Genomic DNA, 19,844 nt, shown 5'->3' on the forward strand with positions numbered 1-19,844 from the left:
TTAAGGAATGCCATCCACCGTTGCGACACGGATGGGTGGCACACCGTACAGGGGTCGCAAACCGGAAACCAAGGAACCCGGCCAGGCCGAAGCCTGCCCTGCACGGTGCGCCATAGAAAAGCAGCAGCTAGCACTTGAAGTGCTGACTGTGCGATATGGCACATACCGCGCCTTGGTTTCGATTCAGGTTGCGACACCCGGTCACGGGATTGACCGCGACGGAGCAAAGCGTAAATGTGAAGCCGCAACAATACAAGCAGAAGTGTCAATAAGTGCAACATTCAAATCAAAGCGCCGGACAAAAAACGTTCGTTGTCATGTGGTGGTTCTGGTGAACCCGGTACCACGCAGCGTCTTCTTACTACCGGGTTCCATAACGCTGGTAGAATCCGAGCGATATACATGACATGCTCTCGGGAAATGATATGACTATAGAATTGACGGAAGAAGAAATGCGTCAGGCATTATTTGGTGAGCTCGAGGTCCGTGCATTAGTAATCGCTCCACGTGTACAGCACACTGCGCTGAATATCGTGACTACGGAGCCAGAAAATACAGCAAAGAAAAAGAAATCTTCACATAAATTCACCCCAAGAATGAGAGTTACACTAAGGGTGGGAAATGAATTCGAAGGCAAGATGCACGAAGTCGTGCATGAGGCCGATACGTTAAGTTCTCTAGTTGCGGAGCAAGAAGCCGCTAGAGCGGCTAGAAAAAAATTCAGGTTTGTAGAAGTAGTTTCGGTCAAGTCGACGTAGGCGGGCCCTACAACTTTATTACCGCAGCTTGTACCGTTCATACATAATAAAAATATTTAACCTAACCACTATACGATGCACGCTCACCTAAATAAGTGCAATTAGACTGCCTACAGACTAGCGAGAATATTTACTAGAGAGATTCGCCTTGCTGGTCGCTAGCGCTTTCAATGCTTTGGTTCTTAAGCTCCTAACATTTTCAACATCGATGTCGTAATTCAAAATAACATCATTCTTTAGACGCACAGCTTCGCTTGTATTTTGCTCTTCATCTGCAAAATATAGCCGCTTTCGAATTTCGACTGCAGTTTGGTGGTAGTTATCCAATGCTTTGGCAGCGTCGTCCTCTCCTTGTGCCTCCATCAAGAAAATCCCTCGCTTAATAGATTTATGCTCTGAAAGAACCGCATCAGACGCAGTCTTCACTTGGGCAGAAATGTCAGAGACTATAGGAACGAGCTGTAAATCGCTCCGAAATTTTTTGTAGCTTAACGAATGATAAAGCCCAAACGCATCAGAGAAACTAAAAAAACAATCCATCACGTCATACAAAGCCTCAACCTCTCGTTCAATGAGCTTTTCATTAAGAACTTGTGACGCATGTCTCTTAAAAAAGATATAGCTCAACCCCGCGGCAATTGCTGGTACTACAACGGAGCAAATAAGAGTTGTGTAATCAAACCAGTCATGGTCGGTCACTATCTCGGTTATTTGTTTTATCTCTTCAAAAGTCATAGCCCACCCCAAAAAAATGATTAGAACCATCAAATTACATAAACAGAATTGTACTAGACCAGTCAAGCCAGAGCTAGCAGCTCATGAAGACCAAAAAAACATTGCACCTCCAAGCAAAACGTAGTAGGAATGCAACAATTTCTACCTGCGGAGGGAACCATTTTGAAATTATCTGACCACATCTCAGTGGGGTTTGATGCTGTGCGCCTGTGCGAGGCTATAGCCAAGATCGGCTATGAACCTTATACCGCGATCATGGATCTAGTGGACAACTCAGTAACTGCAGGGGCGAAGGAGATCAAAGTAACACTCGGCTTGCATGAAGGAAAAACATTAAAATCAAAAAACGGTGTCGCATATTACCAAATTGTAGACAACGGCAAAGGGATGAATGAAGACGAAATAGTTAACGCATTTAAGATCGGCTCTGAAAGAAACTATTCCGAAAACAGCTTATCCAAATATGGCATGGGCCTGAAATCGGCCGGACTATCGTTAGGTACAAGCATTTCGATATTCAGCAAGAAAAATAAAGCACTATCATATAAATACACCTTTGACCTCGAAGTCATCAAAAAAATCAACCAAATCTCTGTCGTACGGACTCAATTGACAGATGAAGAAACCGAGCAAGCAAATATTCTTTTAAGTGGGAAGTCCGGTACTGTTGTGACCATCTCCGGATGCGAAAACATAAACCAGTCATCGCCAAACTTAACTATAACGAAATTACGGGAGCGCCTAGGCGTTGTATATAGTAATTTTCTAAGTCGTCCAAAGCCGCCTCTATCTATCCTATTCAGAGTAGTCAAGAACAACGAAGATACTGACTTCGAAGAAGCAACCCCAAAAGATCTTCTTTTTTTGGAGGAAGCCAAAAAGCATACTGACTGGAACCCAAAAACTTATGATTTCGCCACCCCATATCTGGTACTCGATGAACTCTGGGACGCTTTCAAAGACAAGAATGACGAGCCATTATCAAAAATAAGAATTCAAGCAGTTGCTTTTCCACAAGCTGTCTTAGCGGATACGAAGTCTCCTTTAAGTCCCGAAAGCAAGGAAAAAATCCGGGCATATCGGATATCTAGAGAAAACAGCGGATTCTTCATCTACCGTAACGGTAGGCTCATTCGCTGGGGTGATAGCCTTGGTAGGCCCAACGGTAAACCCCTAATCGGGAAAGATGACATCAACCTTAGGTTTAGGTTTGAGATCCTCACTGAACATGACGACATATTGCACGTAGACGTCTCAAAACAGCGGCTGGAAATTGACGACGAAATTTTAGGTAGTTTGGAAAACGTGGTATCGCAAGCGATACGAACAGCTAAACAGATTCGACAGGCCTGCCAGGAAAAACTAAAGGTTCGCCACACAGAAGGCGAGTCCTTCAACCAAACTGTCATTGATGTCACTGAGGATGATCCGCAAGAGCTCTCTAAAGGATCTCCAAACAAAACGACTCTGGAACGTCAAAACAAATTAAATCAAGAGGCACAGAAGAAGCTTCAAGAAATCAAGTCAAAAAGAGAAAGTAACGATACCAGTGATAGCGAGTCTGTCGCCACAGACAGCAGCCTATTCAAAAAAATCAGGTATGAAGAAAATTTCCCTCCGAGGCAGCTTTGGAAAACTTTTTTCGACTCTCTACATGGCGCTTTTATCATTGTAAATAAGTCACACCCATTCTTCGAAGAGTTCATCAGCCGTTTTGAAAACGGCACACCTGAGCGCCTTACAATTGAAGCTTTGATGTTTTCCGCAGGAGTCGCCGAAAACAATGTTTTCAACTACGAGCATGATATCGATACCACCAAACTAGAAAATGCCTTCAGAAGATTCCACCGGAATATTGATAGCTTTTTAGTTGATTGGGCTTACGAAAATCTAGGTGAAGAGTGATAGTACATTGTGGAACGGTATGGGGACGAAGAGGCGGATCGTACCTCTATGCAATTTTCACGACAGATCACGCTTACATTGGTGAAACTGGAAACATGCCAACTGCGAGATGGGGGTCGCACCTGGGAAAAACTGACAGTTCATTTATGGAAAAGCTGAAGAAGGAGCTTGACTACCATGAGCTCCCCATATACGAAGACGACATTGTTTACATAGGCTTACACTGCAAAGTTATCGATGATGAAATTGAAAGCAAAAGAAAGTTCGCTCGACTTGCAATTGAAGATGAAATACATAAACAATTCGGGCTAAATATAAATTCATTTGGATCATACAAAAAACTACTTTCACGCCCAACAAAGCGATCTGCCAGAATCACATTAAATTTTGATGTTGAATCATTCGCAAAGTATGCAACAAAAGTCATCATCGAAGAGTACAATAAATATGACATCAACCTTGTTAGTTCAAAAAAATAAACTGCAGCCCGACTTGGAAAGGAACAGTGGTCATTGAACCTATAGAAATACCTTCTATGGTCACCAGCGCATCAAAGCGAGGGAGGAGGTTGAAAAGGACCGCTAAATAGCCCCGCCAGAGTCCCGGATGGCGAAAAGCGCAATCCGGGGCGATCAAAATGACTACCGGTCACGAAAGAGACAGGCTAACACTCGGGTACTTTTATTCGACCAACTTCATAAGTGACTCAACGAGATACTCATCCTCTTTTCCTGCGAGATAAGAGAGGCCTCGGTGCACGTGACTAATACATACTTTCTTGAGATTCTCAGAGTTAGCAATACAGCCATCCTGCTGCAGACGATACAGCAAAATATTAAGGTAGAGGTCTTCATGCCCCCCCGTAAAAACCCTCCAGTCTATTTCAATCCCGCCATTAAAACTGAACTCCTCATCTGGGGGAACTGACGCTTCAGCGAGTGATAAACAAAGCGCATGCCGACAAATGGAATTGTAGTGCTCCATCCCTGTCTTACGCTTTAGAGTAGAAAGCTGTATCTTGGCAGCAGCAGTCAGACGAATACGATCAATCATTGAATATCCCCCAAATGCAGCTGATGAGCTTTCACACTAGCTAGGCTGCGGCGCTCTTCATCATCGAAACACAGTTCATATTCACGGCTCATGTGCTCTTCGAGTGCTGCATGCACACTGCCTTCAACCTCCTCATCCGTGGACAGCACTAAAACCTGATGAGAGATTTTAGCAAAAAAATTATGAATCAAAGCCTCACGATGACTCCGATCCAGACGTGCTAACGGCGTATCTACCACTACTGGGAAACGCCCTTTACGCTCTCTAATCAATGCACTTAACACCGCGATTGCTAGAATTTGTCGCTCACCTGCTGATAAACGCTCCATCGGTAATGTGTAACCATTCACATCCTCGATGGAAACTGTATAAGTTTGTGGCTCGACTAATACGCGAGAAATTAAATTGCGCTTACGTAGTAACTTTTTGAATTCGGTAGTTATCATTTCCGACAGCCACTTCGCCTTTGAAGCTAGTAAACGGTCCCGGAAGAGATTTAGCGCTACCTTAGCGCGATCAGCCGCTTGCAGAGTGATAAGCTGAAAAGCGCCTTCCTTAAGTTCAGCGCGAGCGCGCGCCATTGCGGCGTTATAACGAGTCTCGAAATGAGCTTGTTTACCACGCAACTCTTCCAGTTCGCGGCTCTGTTCCTGCACTTTCAACTCAGCATTCGAAACCGCTAAAGTGTGTTTCTGCATGGCCTCGAAGACAGCACCGAGCTGTTCATAAGCTGGTATTTGATCCACTGCCTGCAGTGCTTTATCCATAGCCTGTTTTGTGACTGCAAGGGCTTCCTCCGAGTCCTTAAAACGCTGCTTGGCTATCTGTAAGCTCGCCTCTAATTCGATAGGATCGCCCTGATGCGAGAAAACTGGCAAATGACGCTCGGCCGATTGTAGCCCCTGGATGTCTGCCGCGAGTAATTGCGCTACTACTGGCTGCGTTCTAGGAGCTTCATGAGTTAACAACTCCAGAATTCGCTGGTCACGGCTGGCAAACTCTTTAATAAGCATATGAGCGTGTCGAGCACGTTGATCTTTCTGCCACTGCAGTTTGTAGTCGTTCCAGAGAGGCCCCAACCACGCAAGCGGCAGTAATGAATCCTCTAGGACCTCAATAAAAGCAGCACGCGCTTGCAGGTGCTGTTGCTGACAAAAATCGACACGAGCACGCAGCTCTGCAGCCTGCTGGTACGCTTGCAAGCCACTTCGCTGCGCCTCAACAGAAAAGCGCTCTAACTTACGCTGGACGTCATCTAGTTCGGTTCTGGCTTGCCCCTGATTCTGCAACAATATTTCGATACGGCGCTCTAGTTCTCTAAGCTGCAGTTCATATTCATCTGCTTGTTGCTGATCACCACTGGATGCGCGCGTTGAGTATTTTTTGCCGCTGCGACGCTCCAGAGCCTTGAGATCTCCGGCTAAAGCATCGATACCTCCAAGTCCCAAAAAAACCTCGGTCGCACGGCGTAACAACTCCGGAAGCCGCTCAGGATTTGCCAATGCCTCGATTTTTTCACCATCGAACAGGAACAGATTTACAAGCTCCACCGGCAAGATGCCGTTGATGAAGTCATCCCAATTTTCAGCCAGTACACGATCTTCAAAATCACCGGCAAATACAAGGAATTGCTCTCTGCACCCTTTTTCTTTAGCAGACCATTCACGGCGAATCGTAAGTATCTGGGTATAATCAGCCACTTCTATGCCAAGCTGCATCTCGATTCGAGCAGGCCCTGTAGCATCCTTACGCTGCAGACCAATAATGAGCTGCTCATATTCAGTTCGGCGAGCTACGTTGATGGCCTTATAGCCATATAGGCCAACTTGCAGTGCAGTAAGCAGAGTGGTTTTGCCACTCCCATTCAGAGCTTTTATTAAGATGACGGGGCGTTTAGCCTGGACGCTAAGATCGAAAGTTTGCCGCTCACGAAATGGACCAAGGTTCTCAATGGAAATTTGGTTAATAGTTAACTTGGCCATGTTTATTTTTCTTCCGCCTCTACTGCGACTAGAGGAATTAGCTCTAGCTCGTCGGGAGCGCTAGGCTCTTCCTGAGCGTCATCACGATTGCTTTTTGCAAAATTTAAAGCTTCGAACTCGGTACGGAACGCGTTAGCTTTGAGGACATCGTCCAATCGATCTAAATGCCGCGAGCGCTTTTGGGTCTGCATAGATTGGAACTGTGCTGCCAACAAATTACGCGTTAGCTGATAAAGATTGTCGCCCGCTTCTGGGTCAAGCTCATTAGTGACTTCACGTAGCAAGGCTAGATCCTCAGTCTCCAGAGGTACCGGCTCCATCGATCGACCAGGGTACTCCTCTTGGAAAACGAGCTCGTATATCCCGGGAACTAAGTCTTCAATTTCGCCCTTTTCCTCAACCCAGATACGTCGTATAGCATCTAGCTCGTCGATAGATATCAGTTCAATTTGAACATGCCCAGGGACTTCGGCTTCGCGCACAGCGCGCTGGGTACGCAATAATTGCTCAAGCAATTTAGCACGATAGCTCTGTAAATATGGGCCGTGGATGAGCTCAGCAGTTTCCCCATTACCCATCAACTTTACACGACCATTCATTCGTTTGAAGTCACGAACGCCCCAATCCTGCACACTTAGGTAATTGTTTCGAAAGTCCAGAATCGGCTGCATCCATGACTTTTGGTCATCATTTTGAATCATGGCTTGCATTGATTTATCTTGCGAGACCATGGTGCAGACGTAACAACCAAAACGGCTATCGCCACAGCTTGGAGTAGATTTGTCGACTACAACTGGGCACTCAGCATCCGGAGTGGCGCCTTTGTAAATGCTAAACAAATTCTGGTTATCGACACCCCAAGGGTTATCATGGGTGAGGACATACATCCAGACGTCATCACTGGTCCACGTTTCGATAGGAAGATAAACCCAAACACGCGAAAGTTTGGGGTCTCGGTTACGACTCAAACGATCACGCGTACTCCCACTATAATTGTCTATAACTTTGTCACGCGCTTGGCTCTCGCCACGACGCTGACCGAGCACCAGAATGGCCTCGTTGTTGGCCTCGGAAAGCTCTTGGATAAATTTGGTAGAGGCACTGATCTTCAAGCGATCTGTGCACCATCGGAAACGGTTACGCGGAGCAGGATAGCCTTTGCCTATGAGATTGACCCAAAAGCGGTGCTCAAGGCTAGGGGTAAGTCTGTGAGGGCGAATGGGGAGCTGCTGCCGCTCCGCCGCCTCCTTCATATGCTCGAGTGATGACGCAACCCAAGCGGCAATAACTGGATTCTCTACCAGTGTGTCCGTACTGATGACGTGTATATCCTTGGTACGCTGCTCGACTGGCATCGCCGCAACTGCTTTCCAAATAAGCTGCAGGGAGGCCGTTGAGTCCTTACCGCCGCTGTATCCAATGATCCATGGTATAGAGTCGGAGCGGTAGAGCGTCTGAATTTCTTCGATGATAGTTTCGGGAGGCGTGCTCATAGTTTTTTCCGGTGTGTAACCTGCAGCTTTACTGGCGGGCACTAGTAAACGCGCTTTCGATGACCTGCTCTTCAGGAGTCAGAGGAAGCCCGAGCGAGAGTTTGATTTGATTGCATGTCAGGGTGATGTTCTGACTATTCTTTGCCATCCGACCGCCAATCATTGCACGTCCTTCCCAGGTGGCTATGTTGGTACGCGACCAATCAATTTCACGTAGTTTTCTCAGCAACAACTGGAGGTCGGGTTGCCCTGCATTAGTTTTGTAAATGAACTTGCCTACACGCCCTAATGCATGCAGCACGATGGAATGGGAATGAATAAAGTCCTGTCGAACCTCGCCGGCCGTCATACGACCTTCACGCACGTATATCCACTCGGGGATCTGATCCCCAATGACTTCCCAGAAATCTTGGCACTTCTTCGATGCCACGGAGAAGTCTTCAAGCTCCCGCTCGCTTAACATTTCCAAAATCGCAAAATGAAGAGCACTGAGGGTAAATAGCTTCCGCGAACGCTTAGACAGCGAAGATCGCTCCGCCTCAATCAAGTTTCTGAAGACTCGCGACGTAAGCCCCAGGTGCTTCGCCACGCTAGCTGCCGCATTCCGGTGATCGTATAGCACGCTTAGCGAAGGCGAGGGTTTGACCGCATGACGATTAAGATCGGCGAACATTTGCTGACAACGCTCAAGCCCGCGGTCGTGGAAAAAAACCACGGCAATTGTCTCATCACCGAGCTCGGGGCGCTCCCCAATAGCTAACTCAATTGCCGCGCGGCGATGTTGCCCATCGTTGACGATAAACTTAGCGTACATATCGACAGTCAACGTGCCCATTCGAAAATGGTTAGTATCGTCATTCCCCACAGGCGTGAAGCTGACCTTGCCGTCTATAGACGCAGTGATGGCCGAGAATGTGTAGCTATCTGAATTGGAGGTGATGTACCTGGCGAGCTCGGGAATGCGAGAACGATTGATCGACCTCTGCGCCCTCAACTCAGGCATCAGCTCCTCATTATCAAAAACGAAAAGCTTCGCCAACAACCGCAGCGGGCACATGGAGACATAGTATTCCCGTCCCGCTTGGACACCACGGATGGCAGGAAAAGTGTAGGAAAAAGGGCTAGTCATAGGCCAAAAGCTTATCATGTTTGTCTGCATGCAGACAAACACTGAGCAAAAAAAGACATACAGCATCTATTCGAGCGAGCAGGCGCGAACTCAGAAATTTCCAGAACCTCGTTGAGTTCTACCGTCAGCGACACGCCGGCTTCAGGCGAGGTCAGCGGAACTTCGACACCTTTTTTATCTACGCTAGCTTCGAAAACAGCCTTCGACGATAGCCTGGCCCATCCACTGAAAACAGTCGCCCTCTCAGCTTTCAGGACGGAAAGCACACAGAGAGATTCAAGTTCGGAATCTTCGCACAGTTTCTAGAGATTAAAGTCATTCAGATTAGCCCTAAAATGCCCGCTCACCGAGTGACCCGCCAGGTTGCGAAGTCGAATTCCTCAACAGAAATGGCTGTGCTCGCTCTTCAAAGATAACCCCGCTGGGTCGCACTGCATCGCAAGGCAGAAAAGCGCCGGTCGACAGGCCAAGCCACCCATCCAGGGCGAACATCAGGGATCGATCCACTTCTGTAGGGCAAAACTCAACTCAAGCCAGATAAGGATTTGAGATGCTAGGCTTTAGGCTTCCTATAATTTCAGTTAAATCAGCTACCTACTGCCCATCACCTCTCCTTTACTGTGCATGAATGCTACGCCAGCAAATCTCCGACGTACCCAGTCTCGGGGGCCATTGTTGGACCACCTGCATATCCCACGAGCGGGGGCCCGTTACAACACCCCAATAGCTTCGTGCCATTACACTGTTTTTCGGTAATACTCTATGAGTTAAGGATTTGTGGAAGACGAAGAAATGGAATTCACTCGCACCATCACCCAAATTTTGTACGCACCAATCAAAGCTTTCGTGCCCGTGATCCAGATTGGCACGGATCTAGGCAAGCAAAAACGCTGTGGATTTCAGCCACCCCACTCGGGCGTAGTGGCACTCCATCAAACCCACCTACAACCATCGTCAAGAGAATGTGTCGAAGCCAGGTGGAATTCGTTTGCCCCATTAAATCTGACTAAAGACTTAATTTTTCACGCAGAAAAAATTTATAAACTTGCGCGAAACTTACGACGCCTGAAACAACAGTCCCTATCCCCATATATTTAAAAAGTCACTAACTGCGCGCCGCGCTCAACAGCGGCGACCACGAACCTACTAAAGCGAAAAATACATGTCAAATAAAAATATCATCAAAGCAAACCCTACCAAGGAATTTTTCATCAATATGATGACCCGCGACATTGCAACTGACCGGGCCATCCTCGATTTAATCGACAACAGCATAGATGCCGCCATACAAAATGAAATAAAAAACCCCGAAATAATAATTAACGCGACAAAGGAAACATTTCAAATCAAGGATAATTGCGGCGGCTTGGATTTAGAAAAAGCGAAGGGTTACGCATTCCGCTTCGGACGCCCCAAAGATGCGCCAGATACTCCAAATTCGGTAGGCCAGTTTGGCGTAGGCATGAAGCGAACACTATTTAAGCTAGGAACTAAATTTGAGGTCGAGTCCCATCACAACAACACAGCATATAATGTTAGCGTCGATGTAGATGAATGGGTCAGTCTAGAAGAGTGGCACTTCTACTTCAACATACTTGAGCAGTCGGATTTGAAAAGTGGAGAAACAAGAATAAAAGTCACGAAACTAAAAGATGAAACCATAGAAAATTTCTCCGAAGAAACCTACCTTAACAACTTGATGAGAGAAGTCTCTGCAGCCTACTTCAAACAGCTAAACAACAACTTTAAAATTTACTTCAATGGAGTCCCGATAAAAAGCAAAGATATAACAATAAAAAACTCAGAGGAGTTGAGCCTAATAAAGAAAAAATTCACATATGGAAATATAGATATCACTATAACATGCGGTTTATCGGAGCGAAGTAAATACGATAGCGGCTGGTATATAGTATGCAACGGAAGACTAGTAGCTGAAGCAGACCAAACAGAAAAGACTGGCTGGGGAAAAAATGGCATAAACAAGTTCCATACTGATTTTGCGTTTTTTAGAGGTTTAGTCGAATTCTCCTGTGAAGATGCATCAAAGCTACCTTGGACTACTACGAAAACGGGCGTTGATGGCGACAGTAAAGTTTACAAGTACGCTTTACTTCATATGGGACAGTGTATGGAGCCAATCTTAAAGTTTCTAAGAGAGCGTACTGAGGAGAATTACGATTGGGATCAAGCACAAATTGAATCAACCCCTCTTGCCAATAGCATAGCAGCAGCAAACGCCATCAGAATCTTAGACGCTCCACTTTCTGATAGATTTATACGTCCTGAAAAAATTATTCCGCCAAAACAAGACAAAAACAATACAAAAATCTCCTACAGCATTCCTAATGACAAGCTTGAAAAGGCCAAAACCTCTCTGGATGTAAAAACTGCATCCCAAGTAGGCCGCTTAACTTTTGACTACTACTATGAATACGAGTGCGAAAATGAGTAATAGCGGCAGAAAAATAAATTATTCTATACGACCAGCCAAAAGCATCGAACGCAAAATGATGCGAGATGTATTTAGCTGCCTCCGTCACTACGCACCGCTTAGAGACTATCAATATATTGGTTTCGGATCAAAATACTTTGTAGACTTTTCTCTTTTCCATCGTCACTTGGGTATAGAGAACCTAATTAGCATCGAAGCCGACACAACTAACATTGAGCGATATGAGTTCAATAAGCCATACTCATCCATTCAAATGAAGTTTGGCAGATCAACTGACGTGTTACCACAACTTTCCGCCCAACCAGGAAGAAAGATTTATTGGCTTGACTATGACGGGACGTTTTCTCCATACATGCTTGATGATGCCGCAATAATTGCCGGGACAATTGAAAGCGGAAGCATTTATAGCGCTAGCTTCAATTGCGCTCCGTTAATCTCCGGCTCGAACCATAATCTTTCATCAGAAGAAATAGAGTCTAAACTTGTAGACTTAGTTGGAAGGCCCTACGTTCAGCCAGGGATAGATACGAGAGGTTGGAAACAAAGCAAACAATTAGCCGTTTTTCTAAAAGAATGCTTAAAAAAAGAATTGCAGAAAATAATCACCATTAGAAATACGGCATTACCTCCCGAAGAGAGAATAATTATAGATCAAGTGTTATTTTTCAAGTACGCCGATGGTTGCGACATGGCAACAGTCGCTTTTATCGTCTATAAAGAAAGCGATACCCAAATCCACTCTTCGTGCCGATTCAATGAACTTTACTTCCACAAAAACGGAGACTCACCCTTTGAGATAAAAACGCCGAACTTAACTATTAAAGAAATTAGGCATATTATGGAAACCATGCCAGAAAGAGAAAAACTCTCAAAGAGAATTTTCACAGATAAAGATATCGACGCATTATGGGACAATTATAGATATTTTCCTAACTTCACTGAAATCGAGTCAACATGAATCGTCCAAGGACCATTGTCGAGGCCATTGTAGAAATCCTAACCCAAAATAAGGAGGAGCTTTCAGCTCAGCAAATCTATGAGAAAATAGACGCGAAAAAACTTTACGTATTCAACACACAGACTCCTATAGGAGTGGTCCGCCAGCAAATACGAAGGCATTGTGAAGGGCTAGCATTTCCTTCGGCCATGCCACGCAAGTATTTCTTCCAGGCAGAAAGCGGGAAATATGGACTGCTCAAAAACATTGAACCATCAATATCGCTTACTAATATAAGTAAAGATAAAATACCGGAAGAGCATCTCCAGCAAGCTCATGAAAAGCATATCACCGAGACCAAGCATGAGCTCTTGGGAAAAATAATAACATTACAACCTAGGGTTTTTGAATCATTAGTACTCGACTTATTGTTAAAAATGGGCTACGGGATTAATGGATCAATTAAGCACAGTCCCTGCGGAGCAGATGGTGGTATTGACGGTGAAATTCACTTGGACAGATTAGGGTTCGATAGAGTTTATGTTCAAGTCAAACGTTATGCATACAACCGTACAGTCGAGGCTTCCCAAATTAGGGATTTTGTTGGCGCGATGAAGAATGGATTTAGAGGGGCATTTATAACAACGTCAAAATTTTCGAAAGCTGCAATCAATTTTGCGGAAAAAGAACAACAGCAGAAAAACCTAGCTCTAATAGATGGAAATAATTTAGCACAACTGATGATAGAGTATGGCCTAGGAGTAATAGAAACAAAACAGTACTCAACATATAAACTTGATTCAGATTATCTTGGTGAAATCTAGTAATATTTTTGCCGACACCTTAGACAACTCCATGCCATCAGCCCTGCATGATCGCCGGGCTTTGTATAAATATCACCAATCACTGAGCTATGTTAAAACAAGCAAAAACCAAGTTACAAAATGAGCGACGCTTAACCCATGCCTATAACAATACTACTTTATGTCATTTTTAAAGAAAAAATCTGCGACTTCTTTTATAAATGGCTCGCTACCATGATCCGCAGCCATGATCATGACATTTAGATGATCATCAATGACTTTGAGTTTTAAATCAGAATAATGAAAATTTAAAAACACTCTAAACCTCAGACCCAATATATAAAACTCAAAAAAATTAAATGATTCTCTAGCGTGACATGAAGGAACTGATATCATATCGCTCAACCCTTCATAAGTATTGACAGAAATCATTACTAGAGACTCTTCAAGATGGGTAAGCCCTCCCAACAGATATTCTTCTACTTTCCTCATGCGTTCGCAACTAACTCGCACATCAGCATCATCGAAGTTGCAGTCCTCACCAGGCCATTTTATTGCACGCCATACGACACTGACAGCAAAATAATGTAAAGATCTAACAATAAATTGATCCAAGTCTTCAGTTGCATATCCATAGCTTTCACCACGCGTACTTACTGGGGAAAGCTTCTGAAGAATATCCAAAAGAGGGAAATCCCCCCCTCTCGCCCAGAGTTTTGAAATTGCGTCCTCACCTCTTGCGGAAAATACCTGTTCACATTGTCCACATAAAAAATAACGTACTATCTGCCGATCCGTTTGTACAACTCTTTTCCGATCAATTTCAACTTTCGTTGGTGGTGCAAGCTTAGTTCCTGAGGATCTGAGCACTTTGTATGCCGACTTGGGCAATAAATGACTTTTCTTGAGGATTGTATGCCTTTTACACAACCCACATATTCCATTTTTCAACTACTTTCCTCTACAAAAATTTTGGACATTTATCAAACCCAGATACTTCAAATCTCAATGTGACATAGCATCTCTGGCGTGTATTTAAATCGCTAGCAAATAAATGACAACGTGCTCAGAGATTCTTAATCTACCATTACAAATGCTATCACCGGTCCAGTACTATCACTAGCAAATCGTTCTGGATTTTCTATGCGCGTTCTTATATCAGCTTTTTTCTACAGGCGATGCCAACCGTCCGGCAAACTAATACCCAGCCTTTCTGTCGCATTCCTCATCTCAGATCGATTGCTCTCCGTCATAGAGACAGATTCGAACGCCCTGCTAGTCATAGATACGACAAATTGCTACCACTCATACGCCTGTAGGCAAGGAATACTACTCTGCGAGGTATTCCATTTAGTATTCCCATCAAAACCTGAAGGCAAGTTTTATTATATTAAACAATGGGATGAACAACTGTTTCAGATTACCCCGGCCCACCAACTCCAGCGAGACGACACCTTACTGCGTCTTCTTTTGGGACTTAGCTTGACTGAATTTAGGGTTTCTCTGGTTTGAGATCTTCGGCATACAACAATTTCCAAAGCGGTCGGGAAAGGGTGAGACGCAACCCACGTCTGTGCGCTCAGACGAAATGAATCCGCAATGCCCTGATCCACCGCGACTACTTTGTCAGCGCCTCGATCCGGATCATGATCTTCGCTGATCGAATAGAATTGATCAGCCCTGGGCACCTGCCTGACGTACTCGACACTGAAAAAATTCGATTCGGCCTGTCCAATCGTCGTAACCCGGCGCTCACCTCCCATGCTGTGCACATCCTGCCCTATCGCGGTTTAGGCACAGGTATCCCGCGCGCAATCGACGCTTGGCCAATGATCACTCTTGACGATGATCGGCCGAGTAACCAATTCAGGGTGGTGATTCAGCGGACCGTTGAGAAAGGGCCTCTTTCGGGCCCAAGCGGGGACCAAGTAGGGACTAAGTCGGGACCAAGCAGGGACTGAGTCCGTTGTCGACGGAGAACAAGCCGTAAATCGCCTGTCTTTGCAGCCAGAGCAGGTAACTCTGCTAAGCAGGATGACAGGTGAGCACACTGTGCTCGAGCTAATGACCTTCGTCGGGCGCAGCAACCGCAGCAAGTTTCGCGAGCAGGTCTTGGCCCCACTACTGGCGAGTGGCGTGGTCGAGATGACCGTTCCAGACAAGCCCAACAGCAGCAAACAACGCTATCGCCTGACAGCGGTCGGCCGAGCGCTGAAGGCTGCCCCCCCCCTCGAACGACTGACCCCGGGCCAAACACATTTTGCGCCAGCGCAATCTGGCGCTTTGTACACTTCGCCACAGGTAAGCGCGGCCGTCGATGGGTTACATTGGGCTAAGCCTTTATCAGGAAGAGAAAGAACCATGTCCGTCCCGACCTACGACCAGTTCATCGAGCCCATCCTGCGGTTTCTCTCGGCTCATCCGGAAGGTGCCACCGCATCCGAGGCCCACGAAGCGGCCGCACAGGCATTAGGCCTGAGCGAAGCACAGCGGCAAGAGACCATCGCCAGCGGTCAGGCTACCTACAAGAACCGTTCAGGCTGGGCGCATGATCGGCTGAAGCGCGCCGGCTACTCCAGCAGCGCAAAGCGTGGCTATTGGCAGTTGACCGACACCGGCCGCGCATTTGCTCAGGCCAACCCTGCCCCGTTGAGCGCAGAACTGGTCGAGCATCTGGCCGTGAATTTCATGAGCGTGAAACTGAAGACGGCACCGGATGCGGCCTCACTGGATGAGAGCACCGACACTTCAATGCCGATTGCATCGACAGAGCTAGCTACGAGCAGCCCACAGGAACGCCTGAACCAAGCCATCCTTGAGCTGCGCACGAGCGTAGCGGGCGACTTGCTGGACAGCCTGCTGCAAGCGAGCCCGACCCGCTTCGAACATATCGTGCTCGACGTGCTGCACAGCTTGGGCTACGGCGCCAACCGTCAGGCGCTGCAGCAAGTCGGTGGCAGCGGCGATGGCGGCATTGATGGCGTGATTTCGCTGGACGCGCTCGGGCTGGAAAAGGTTTACGTGCAGGCCAAGCGCTGGCAGAACACCGTCGGCCGTCCCGACCTGCAGGCGTTCTATGGCGCCCTCGCCGGACAAAAAGCCAAACGTGGCGTATTCATCACCACTTCCGGCTTTACCGCTCAAGCCGTTGACTTCGCGCGCTCGGTCGAGGGGTTGGTGTTGGTCGATGGCGAACGACTGGTCAACCTGATGCTTGACCACGACGTGGGCATCAGCTCGCAGCTTTACAAGGTTCCCAGGCTCGACAGCGATTACTTTGACGAATCGCTCGGATGAGTAAAAATTAGTGCCTGCCAAAGCAGCCACTCCGGGCGTACCGCCCGTAAACAATGAATTTTTCTTCACCACGCTGAATCCGCTCACGCTGTAAAGTCCATCCCGCTCATTCAAGAAACTACGGTTCGCCCGCGCTCCTAGCGGGCTTTTTTTCGTCTGCCATCCAGCACACCTTGCCGCTCCCCACCATATGCGCGACTCTGCCAGCAGATCCCTCGCCAAGGAGCGCTCGATGCCACTGTTATCCCTGCCCTGCCCGCGCCTCACGCTGGCGATCCTCTCCCCCGATCAAGCCGAGCTCGAAAGCGCGTTCTACCAGCGCAACCTCCGCCACCTGGCGCCGTGGTCGCCCATCCGCACCACCGACTATTTCTCAACCGCCAACATCCGCCGTCGTCTCGAGATCCAGGCCAGTGCTTTCGAAGCCGGGTTAGCCATGCATTTCGCGCTGCTGTCGCCGGACGGTCAGCAGATGATTGGTGCGTGCAATTTCAGCGGGATTATTCGTGGGGCGTTTCAGGCGTGTTATGTGGGTTATCACATCGATGAGGCGTATCAGGGGCAGGGTTTGATGCAGGAGGGGCTGGAGGCGGGGATTGGTTATATGTTCGATGTGCAGAATCTGCATCGGATCATGGCCAATTACATTCCCGGCAATGAGCGCAGTGCGCGGTTGCTTGAGCGTTTGGGTTTTGAGCGTGAGGGGTATGCGAAGGCGTATCTGAATATCGCCGGGCGATGGCAGGACCATGTGCTGACGGCGTTGGTCAATCCCGGGTTCGAGGCGCCGGATCAGCGCTGGTCGCGGCGCCTGGGTTGAGTTGCACGAAATCTGTCAGACAAAAATCCTTTCAGCTCTCGGGTTTGCGGCCGATACAGACCTGCTAACACCCCTGCTGGCTCAAAAGAACAACAATCTTCCAGCTTAACTGACGACCAAGAAACCCAACGTTTCTGGAGGATTTGCATGAATAGCTGGTTCGGTAACATCAGCGTGAACATGAAACTCGGCCTGGGCTTCGGCCTGGTGCTGGCCCTGACCTGCGTTCTGGCGCTGACCGGCTGGACCAGTCTCGGCGGCCTGATCGACCGCAGCAACTGGATGAGCGATATCACCCAGCTCAACGCTGGCCTGACCAAATTGCGCGTGGTGCGCCTGCAATACATGCTGACCAACGGCGACGAAACCGCCGCGCAGAATGTGCAGACCACCCTGGAAAGTTTCGCCGCTCAGCAGCAGGCGTTGATCAGCAAATTCAAGAGTCCGGAGAACGTCAAACTGCTCAAGCAGCAGGCGGCGACCATCGCTGAATACCAGACCTCGCTGAACAAAATGCGCAACGCCTATCGCACCGGCAACAGCGCCCGCGACACCATGAGCGCCAACGCCCAGACCGCCTACAACCTGATCGAATCGATCAGCCAGCGCGTGCAGCAGATGGAGTTGAGCGATCAGCGTTTCGAGCAGTTCCAGGCTGTCACTGCGGCCAAGGAAGCGTTCATCCTCGCGCGCTATGAAGTGCGTGGTTACACCGCGACCAGCAATGCCGAGACCGAGCAGAAAGCCGTCGGCCAGATCGACGCGGCCATCGCCAGCCTCAAGCCATTGAATGCGCAATTTGCCGCGACTCAGCAGGATGCCCTGCGCCAATTGGAAACCGCGCTGACCAGCTACCGCAGCGCGTTGATGGCGTACAAGAACGCCAACACCGAGGCCGTGCAGGCGCGTAAGGAAATGACCGATCAGGGCACCACCATCGTCGCCCTGAGCGAGCAGCTGTACCAGATCCAGCTTGATCGCCGTGACGCTGAAAGCGCCCAGGCGCGCACCTTCCAATTGATCAGCACGTTGCTGGCGCTGCTGGTTGGCGTGATTGCTGCGGTGATCATCACCCGTCAGATCACCCGGCCGTTGCAGGAAACCCTCGCCGTGGTCGAGCGCATCGCCAGCGGCGACCTGACCCAGAATGTCACCGTTACTCGCCGCGACGAACTCGGCGTGTTGCAGCAAGGCATCGCGCGCATGGGCGTGACCCTGCGTGATTTGATCAGTGGCATCCGCGACGGCGTCACCCAGATTGCCAGCGCCGCTGAAGAACTTTCGGCAGTGACCGAACAGACCAGCGCCGGCGTGAACAGCCAGAAAATCGAGACCGATCAGGTCGCTACCGCCATGCACGAAATGACTGCCACCGTGCAGGAAGTTGCGCGCAATGCCGAGGAAGCGTCGCAAGCCGCTGCCGCTGCGGACGGCGAAGCACGTGAAGGCGACAAGGTGGTGAATGAGGCCATCGCGCAGATCGAACGTCTGGCCAGCGAAGTGGTGCGTTCGACCGAAGCGATGAGCGTGCTGCAACAGGAAAGCGACAAGATCGGCAGCGTCATGGACGTGATCAAGGCTGTCGCCGAACAGACCAACCTGCTCGCGCTGAACGCCGCGATCGAGGCAGCGCGTGCCGGTGAAGCCGGGCGTGGGTTTGCCGTGGTTGCGGATGAGGTGCGCGGTTTGGCTCAACGTACGCAGAAGTCGACTGAGGAAATCGAAGGTCTGGTCGCCGGTCTGCAGAACGGCACCCAGCAAGTCTCGGCGGTGATGAACAACAGCCGCGCGCTGACCGACAGCAGCGTCGCCCTGACGCGCAAGGCCGGCGCCTCGCTGGAAAACATCACCCGCACGGTGTCGAACATCCAGTCGATGAACCAGCAGATCGCCGCCGCTGCCGAACAGCAAAGCGCCGTGGCCGAAGAGATCAGCCGCAGCATCATCAACGTACGCGACGTGTCCGAACAGACCGCAGCGGCGAGTGATGAGACGGCAGCGTCGAGTGTTGAACTGGCTCGGTTGGGTGGTCAGTTGCAGCAGATGGTCAGCCACTTCCGCGTTTGATGTTCGTCTTGCGCTGAGGCTGAAACCGAATCGCGGGCAAGCCCGCTCCCACAGGTTTTCGTGTTCGAGCACTGTTGATGTGTTCACCTCGATAACTGTGGGAGCGGGCTTGCCCGCGATGGCGATGGGTCAGTCAAATCAACATTGCCTGACACTGCGCCTTCGCGAGCAGGCTCGCTCCCACATTTGGATTTGTGTGGCTCGCTGGATTTTGAGCTCACCGAAAATCCCTGTGGGAGCGGGCTTGCCCGCGATGGCGGTGGGTCAATCAAATCGACGTTGCCTGACACTGCGCATTCGCGAGCAGGCTCGCTCCCACCTTTGGATTTGTGTGGCTCGCTGGATTTTGAGCTCACCGAAAATCCCTGTGGGAGCGGGCTTGCCCGCGATGGCTGTGGGTCAGTCAAATCAAC

16 protein-coding genes and 2 pseudogenes are annotated in these 19,844 nt (G+C 48.7%); 12 read left to right on the forward strand and 6 right to left on the reverse strand.

Annotation, left to right across the window (positions count from 1 at the left end; genetic code table 11):
* Nucleotides 1-425: 425 nt before the first annotated feature.
* Nucleotides 426-758, forward strand: a complete 333-nt coding sequence (locus ND528_RS25395) for a hypothetical protein (RefSeq protein WP_263471457.1) — start codon at nt 426-428, stop codon at nt 756-758.
* 117 nt (nt 759-875) lie between these two features.
* Here ND528_RS25395 and ND528_RS25400 read toward each other — a convergent pair whose 3' ends face one another.
* Nucleotides 876-1,493, reverse strand: coding sequence for a hypothetical protein (locus ND528_RS25400; RefSeq protein WP_263471458.1), 618 nt, complete (start codon nt 1,491-1,493; stop codon nt 876-878).
* Between the two features lie 129 nt (nt 1,494-1,622).
* Between ND528_RS25400 and ND528_RS25405 the strand changes: the two genes are divergently transcribed.
* Both ND528_RS25405 and ND528_RS25410 read left to right on the forward strand, forming a co-directional pair.
* Nucleotides 1,623-3,398 carry an ATP-binding protein gene (locus ND528_RS25405; protein ID WP_263471459.1) on the forward strand — a complete coding sequence of 592 codons (1,776 nt, stop codon included), beginning with the start codon at nt 1,623-1,625 and terminating at the stop codon, nt 3,396-3,398.
* A complete protein-coding gene (locus tag ND528_RS25410; RefSeq protein ID WP_263471460.1) occupies nt 3,395-3,877 on the forward strand; it encodes a hypothetical protein in 483 nt (160 codons plus the stop codon). Before ND528_RS25405 ends, ND528_RS25410 begins: the two co-directional genes overlap by 4 nt.
* A 202-nt stretch (nt 3,878-4,079) precedes the next feature.
* Here ND528_RS25410 and dndE read toward each other — a convergent pair whose 3' ends face one another.
* The 4 genes from dndE to dndB are packed head-to-tail and all read right to left on the reverse strand — an operon-like array spanning nt 4,080 to nt 9,055.
* Nucleotides 4,080-4,451: a DNA sulfur modification protein DndE gene (dndE, locus tag ND528_RS25415; protein ID WP_263471461.1), complete on the reverse strand. Its 372-nt coding sequence runs from the start codon at nt 4,449-4,451 to the stop codon at nt 4,080-4,082.
* Entirely contained in the window at nt 4,448-6,433 is a 1,986-nt protein-coding gene (dndD, locus tag ND528_RS25420; RefSeq protein WP_263471462.1) for a DNA sulfur modification protein DndD, read from the reverse strand. Before dndD ends, dndE begins: the two co-directional genes overlap by 4 nt.
* A gap of 2 nt (nt 6,434-6,435) precedes the next feature.
* The gene (gene dndC, locus ND528_RS25425) at nt 6,436-7,926 is read right to left on the reverse strand and encodes a DNA phosphorothioation system sulfurtransferase DndC (RefSeq protein ID WP_263471463.1); all 1,491 of its coding nucleotides are present in this window, start codon (nt 7,924-7,926) and stop codon (nt 6,436-6,438) included.
* Nucleotides 7,927-7,954: 28 nt separating this feature from the next.
* A complete protein-coding gene (gene dndB / locus ND528_RS25430; protein ID WP_057416152.1) occupies nt 7,955-9,055 on the reverse strand; it encodes a DNA sulfur modification protein DndB in 1,101 nt (366 codons plus the stop codon).
* Between the two features lie 1,162 nt (nt 9,056-10,217).
* Between dndB and ND528_RS25435 the strand changes: the two genes are divergently transcribed.
* From ND528_RS25435 to ND528_RS25445, 3 genes are read left to right on the forward strand one after another with little or no spacing between them, the layout of a single operon-like run.
* Complete coding sequence (locus tag ND528_RS25435; protein WP_263471464.1) at nt 10,218-11,507, forward strand: ATP-binding protein; 1,290 nt, start codon at nt 10,218-10,220, stop codon at nt 11,505-11,507.
* Nucleotides 11,500-12,465, forward strand: coding sequence for an O-methyltransferase (locus ND528_RS25440; protein ID WP_263471465.1), 966 nt, complete (start codon nt 11,500-11,502; stop codon nt 12,463-12,465). Before ND528_RS25435 ends, ND528_RS25440 begins: the two co-directional genes overlap by 8 nt.
* The gene (locus ND528_RS25445) at nt 12,462-13,268 is read left to right on the forward strand and encodes a restriction endonuclease (RefSeq protein WP_263471466.1); all 807 of its coding nucleotides are present in this window, start codon (nt 12,462-12,464) and stop codon (nt 13,266-13,268) included. The genes ND528_RS25440 and ND528_RS25445 overlap by 4 nt, the downstream gene beginning before the upstream one ends.
* 153 nt (nt 13,269-13,421) lie before the next feature.
* On the opposite strand, the gene ND528_RS25450 is transcribed toward ND528_RS25445, so the two are convergent.
* Nucleotides 13,422-14,198: a hypothetical protein gene (locus ND528_RS25450; protein WP_263471467.1), complete on the reverse strand. Its 777-nt coding sequence runs from the start codon at nt 14,196-14,198 to the stop codon at nt 13,422-13,424.
* 695 nt (nt 14,199-14,893) lie between these two features.
* Between ND528_RS25450 and ND528_RS25455 the strand changes: the two genes are divergently transcribed.
* The 6 genes and pseudogenes from ND528_RS25455 (at nt 14,894) to ND528_RS28555 (ending at nt 19,431) form a co-directional block, all read left to right on the forward strand.
* The gene (locus ND528_RS25455) at nt 14,894-15,208 is read left to right on the forward strand and encodes an ATP-binding protein (RefSeq protein ID WP_263471468.1); all 315 of its coding nucleotides are present in this window, start codon (nt 14,894-14,896) and stop codon (nt 15,206-15,208) included.
* Nucleotides 15,209-15,311: 103 nt separating this feature from the next.
* A pseudogene (locus ND528_RS28315) lies at nt 15,312-15,383 on the forward strand (hypothetical protein); the annotation flags it as partial.
* 225 nt (nt 15,384-15,608) lie between these two features.
* On the forward strand, nt 15,609-16,544 hold the full coding sequence (locus ND528_RS25460; protein WP_263471469.1) for a restriction endonuclease: 936 nt from the start codon (nt 15,609-15,611) through the stop codon (nt 16,542-16,544).
* Nucleotides 16,545-16,776: 232 nt separating this feature from the next.
* Complete coding sequence (gene rimJ / locus ND528_RS25465; protein ID WP_263471470.1) at nt 16,777-17,364, forward strand: ribosomal protein S5-alanine N-acetyltransferase; 588 nt, start codon at nt 16,777-16,779, stop codon at nt 17,362-17,364.
* A gap of 282 nt (nt 17,365-17,646) precedes the next feature.
* Nucleotides 17,647-18,573, forward strand: a pseudogene (locus ND528_RS28550) (methyl-accepting chemotaxis protein); the annotation flags it as partial.
* Between the two features lie 144 nt (nt 18,574-18,717).
* The gene (locus tag ND528_RS28555; RefSeq protein WP_371915160.1) at nt 18,718-19,431 is read left to right on the forward strand and encodes a methyl-accepting chemotaxis protein; all 714 of its coding nucleotides are present in this window, start codon (nt 18,718-18,720) and stop codon (nt 19,429-19,431) included.
* Nucleotides 19,432-19,844 lie beyond the last annotated feature (413 nt).

Source organism: Pseudomonas mercuritolerans (assembly GCF_025706525.1).
Lineage (GTDB): Bacteria > Pseudomonadota > Gammaproteobacteria > Pseudomonadales > Pseudomonadaceae > Aquipseudomonas > Aquipseudomonas mercuritolerans.

Coding starts and splice junctions, on each gene's coding strand:
- ND528_RS25445 (WP_263471466.1), top strand. CDS start 12,462: ATGAATCGTCCAAGGACCATTGTCGAGGCCATTGTAGAAATCCTAACC.
- dndC (WP_263471463.1), bottom strand. CDS start 7,926: ATGAGCACGCCTCCCGAAACTATCATCGAAGAAATTCAGACGCTCTAC.
- ND528_RS25400 (WP_263471458.1), bottom strand. CDS start 1,493: ATGACTTTTGAAGAGATAAAACAAATAACCGAGATAGTGACCGACCAT.
- dndD (WP_263471462.1), bottom strand. CDS start 6,433: ATGGCCAAGTTAACTATTAACCAAATTTCCATTGAGAACCTTGGTCCA.
- rimJ (WP_263471470.1), top strand. CDS start 16,777: ATGCCACTGTTATCCCTGCCCTGCCCGCGCCTCACGCTGGCGATCCTC.
- ND528_RS25440 (WP_263471465.1), top strand. CDS start 11,500: ATGAGTAATAGCGGCAGAAAAATAAATTATTCTATACGACCAGCCAAA.
- dndE (WP_263471461.1), bottom strand. CDS start 4,451: ATGATTGATCGTATTCGTCTGACTGCTGCTGCCAAGATACAGCTTTCT.
- ND528_RS25395 (WP_263471457.1), top strand. CDS start 426: ATGACTATAGAATTGACGGAAGAAGAAATGCGTCAGGCATTATTTGGT.
- ND528_RS28555 (WP_371915160.1), top strand. CDS start 18,718: ATGCACGAAATGACTGCCACCGTGCAGGAAGTTGCGCGCAATGCCGAG.
- ND528_RS25455 (WP_263471468.1), top strand. CDS start 14,894: ATGATCTTCGCTGATCGAATAGAATTGATCAGCCCTGGGCACCTGCCT.
- ND528_RS25460 (WP_263471469.1), top strand. CDS start 15,609: ATGTCCGTCCCGACCTACGACCAGTTCATCGAGCCCATCCTGCGGTTT.
- dndB (WP_057416152.1), bottom strand. CDS start 9,055: ATGACTAGCCCTTTTTCCTACACTTTTCCTGCCATCCGTGGTGTCCAA.
- ND528_RS25405 (WP_263471459.1), top strand. CDS start 1,623: ATGCAACAATTTCTACCTGCGGAGGGAACCATTTTGAAATTATCTGAC.
- ND528_RS25435 (WP_263471464.1), top strand. CDS start 10,218: ATGTCAAATAAAAATATCATCAAAGCAAACCCTACCAAGGAATTTTTC.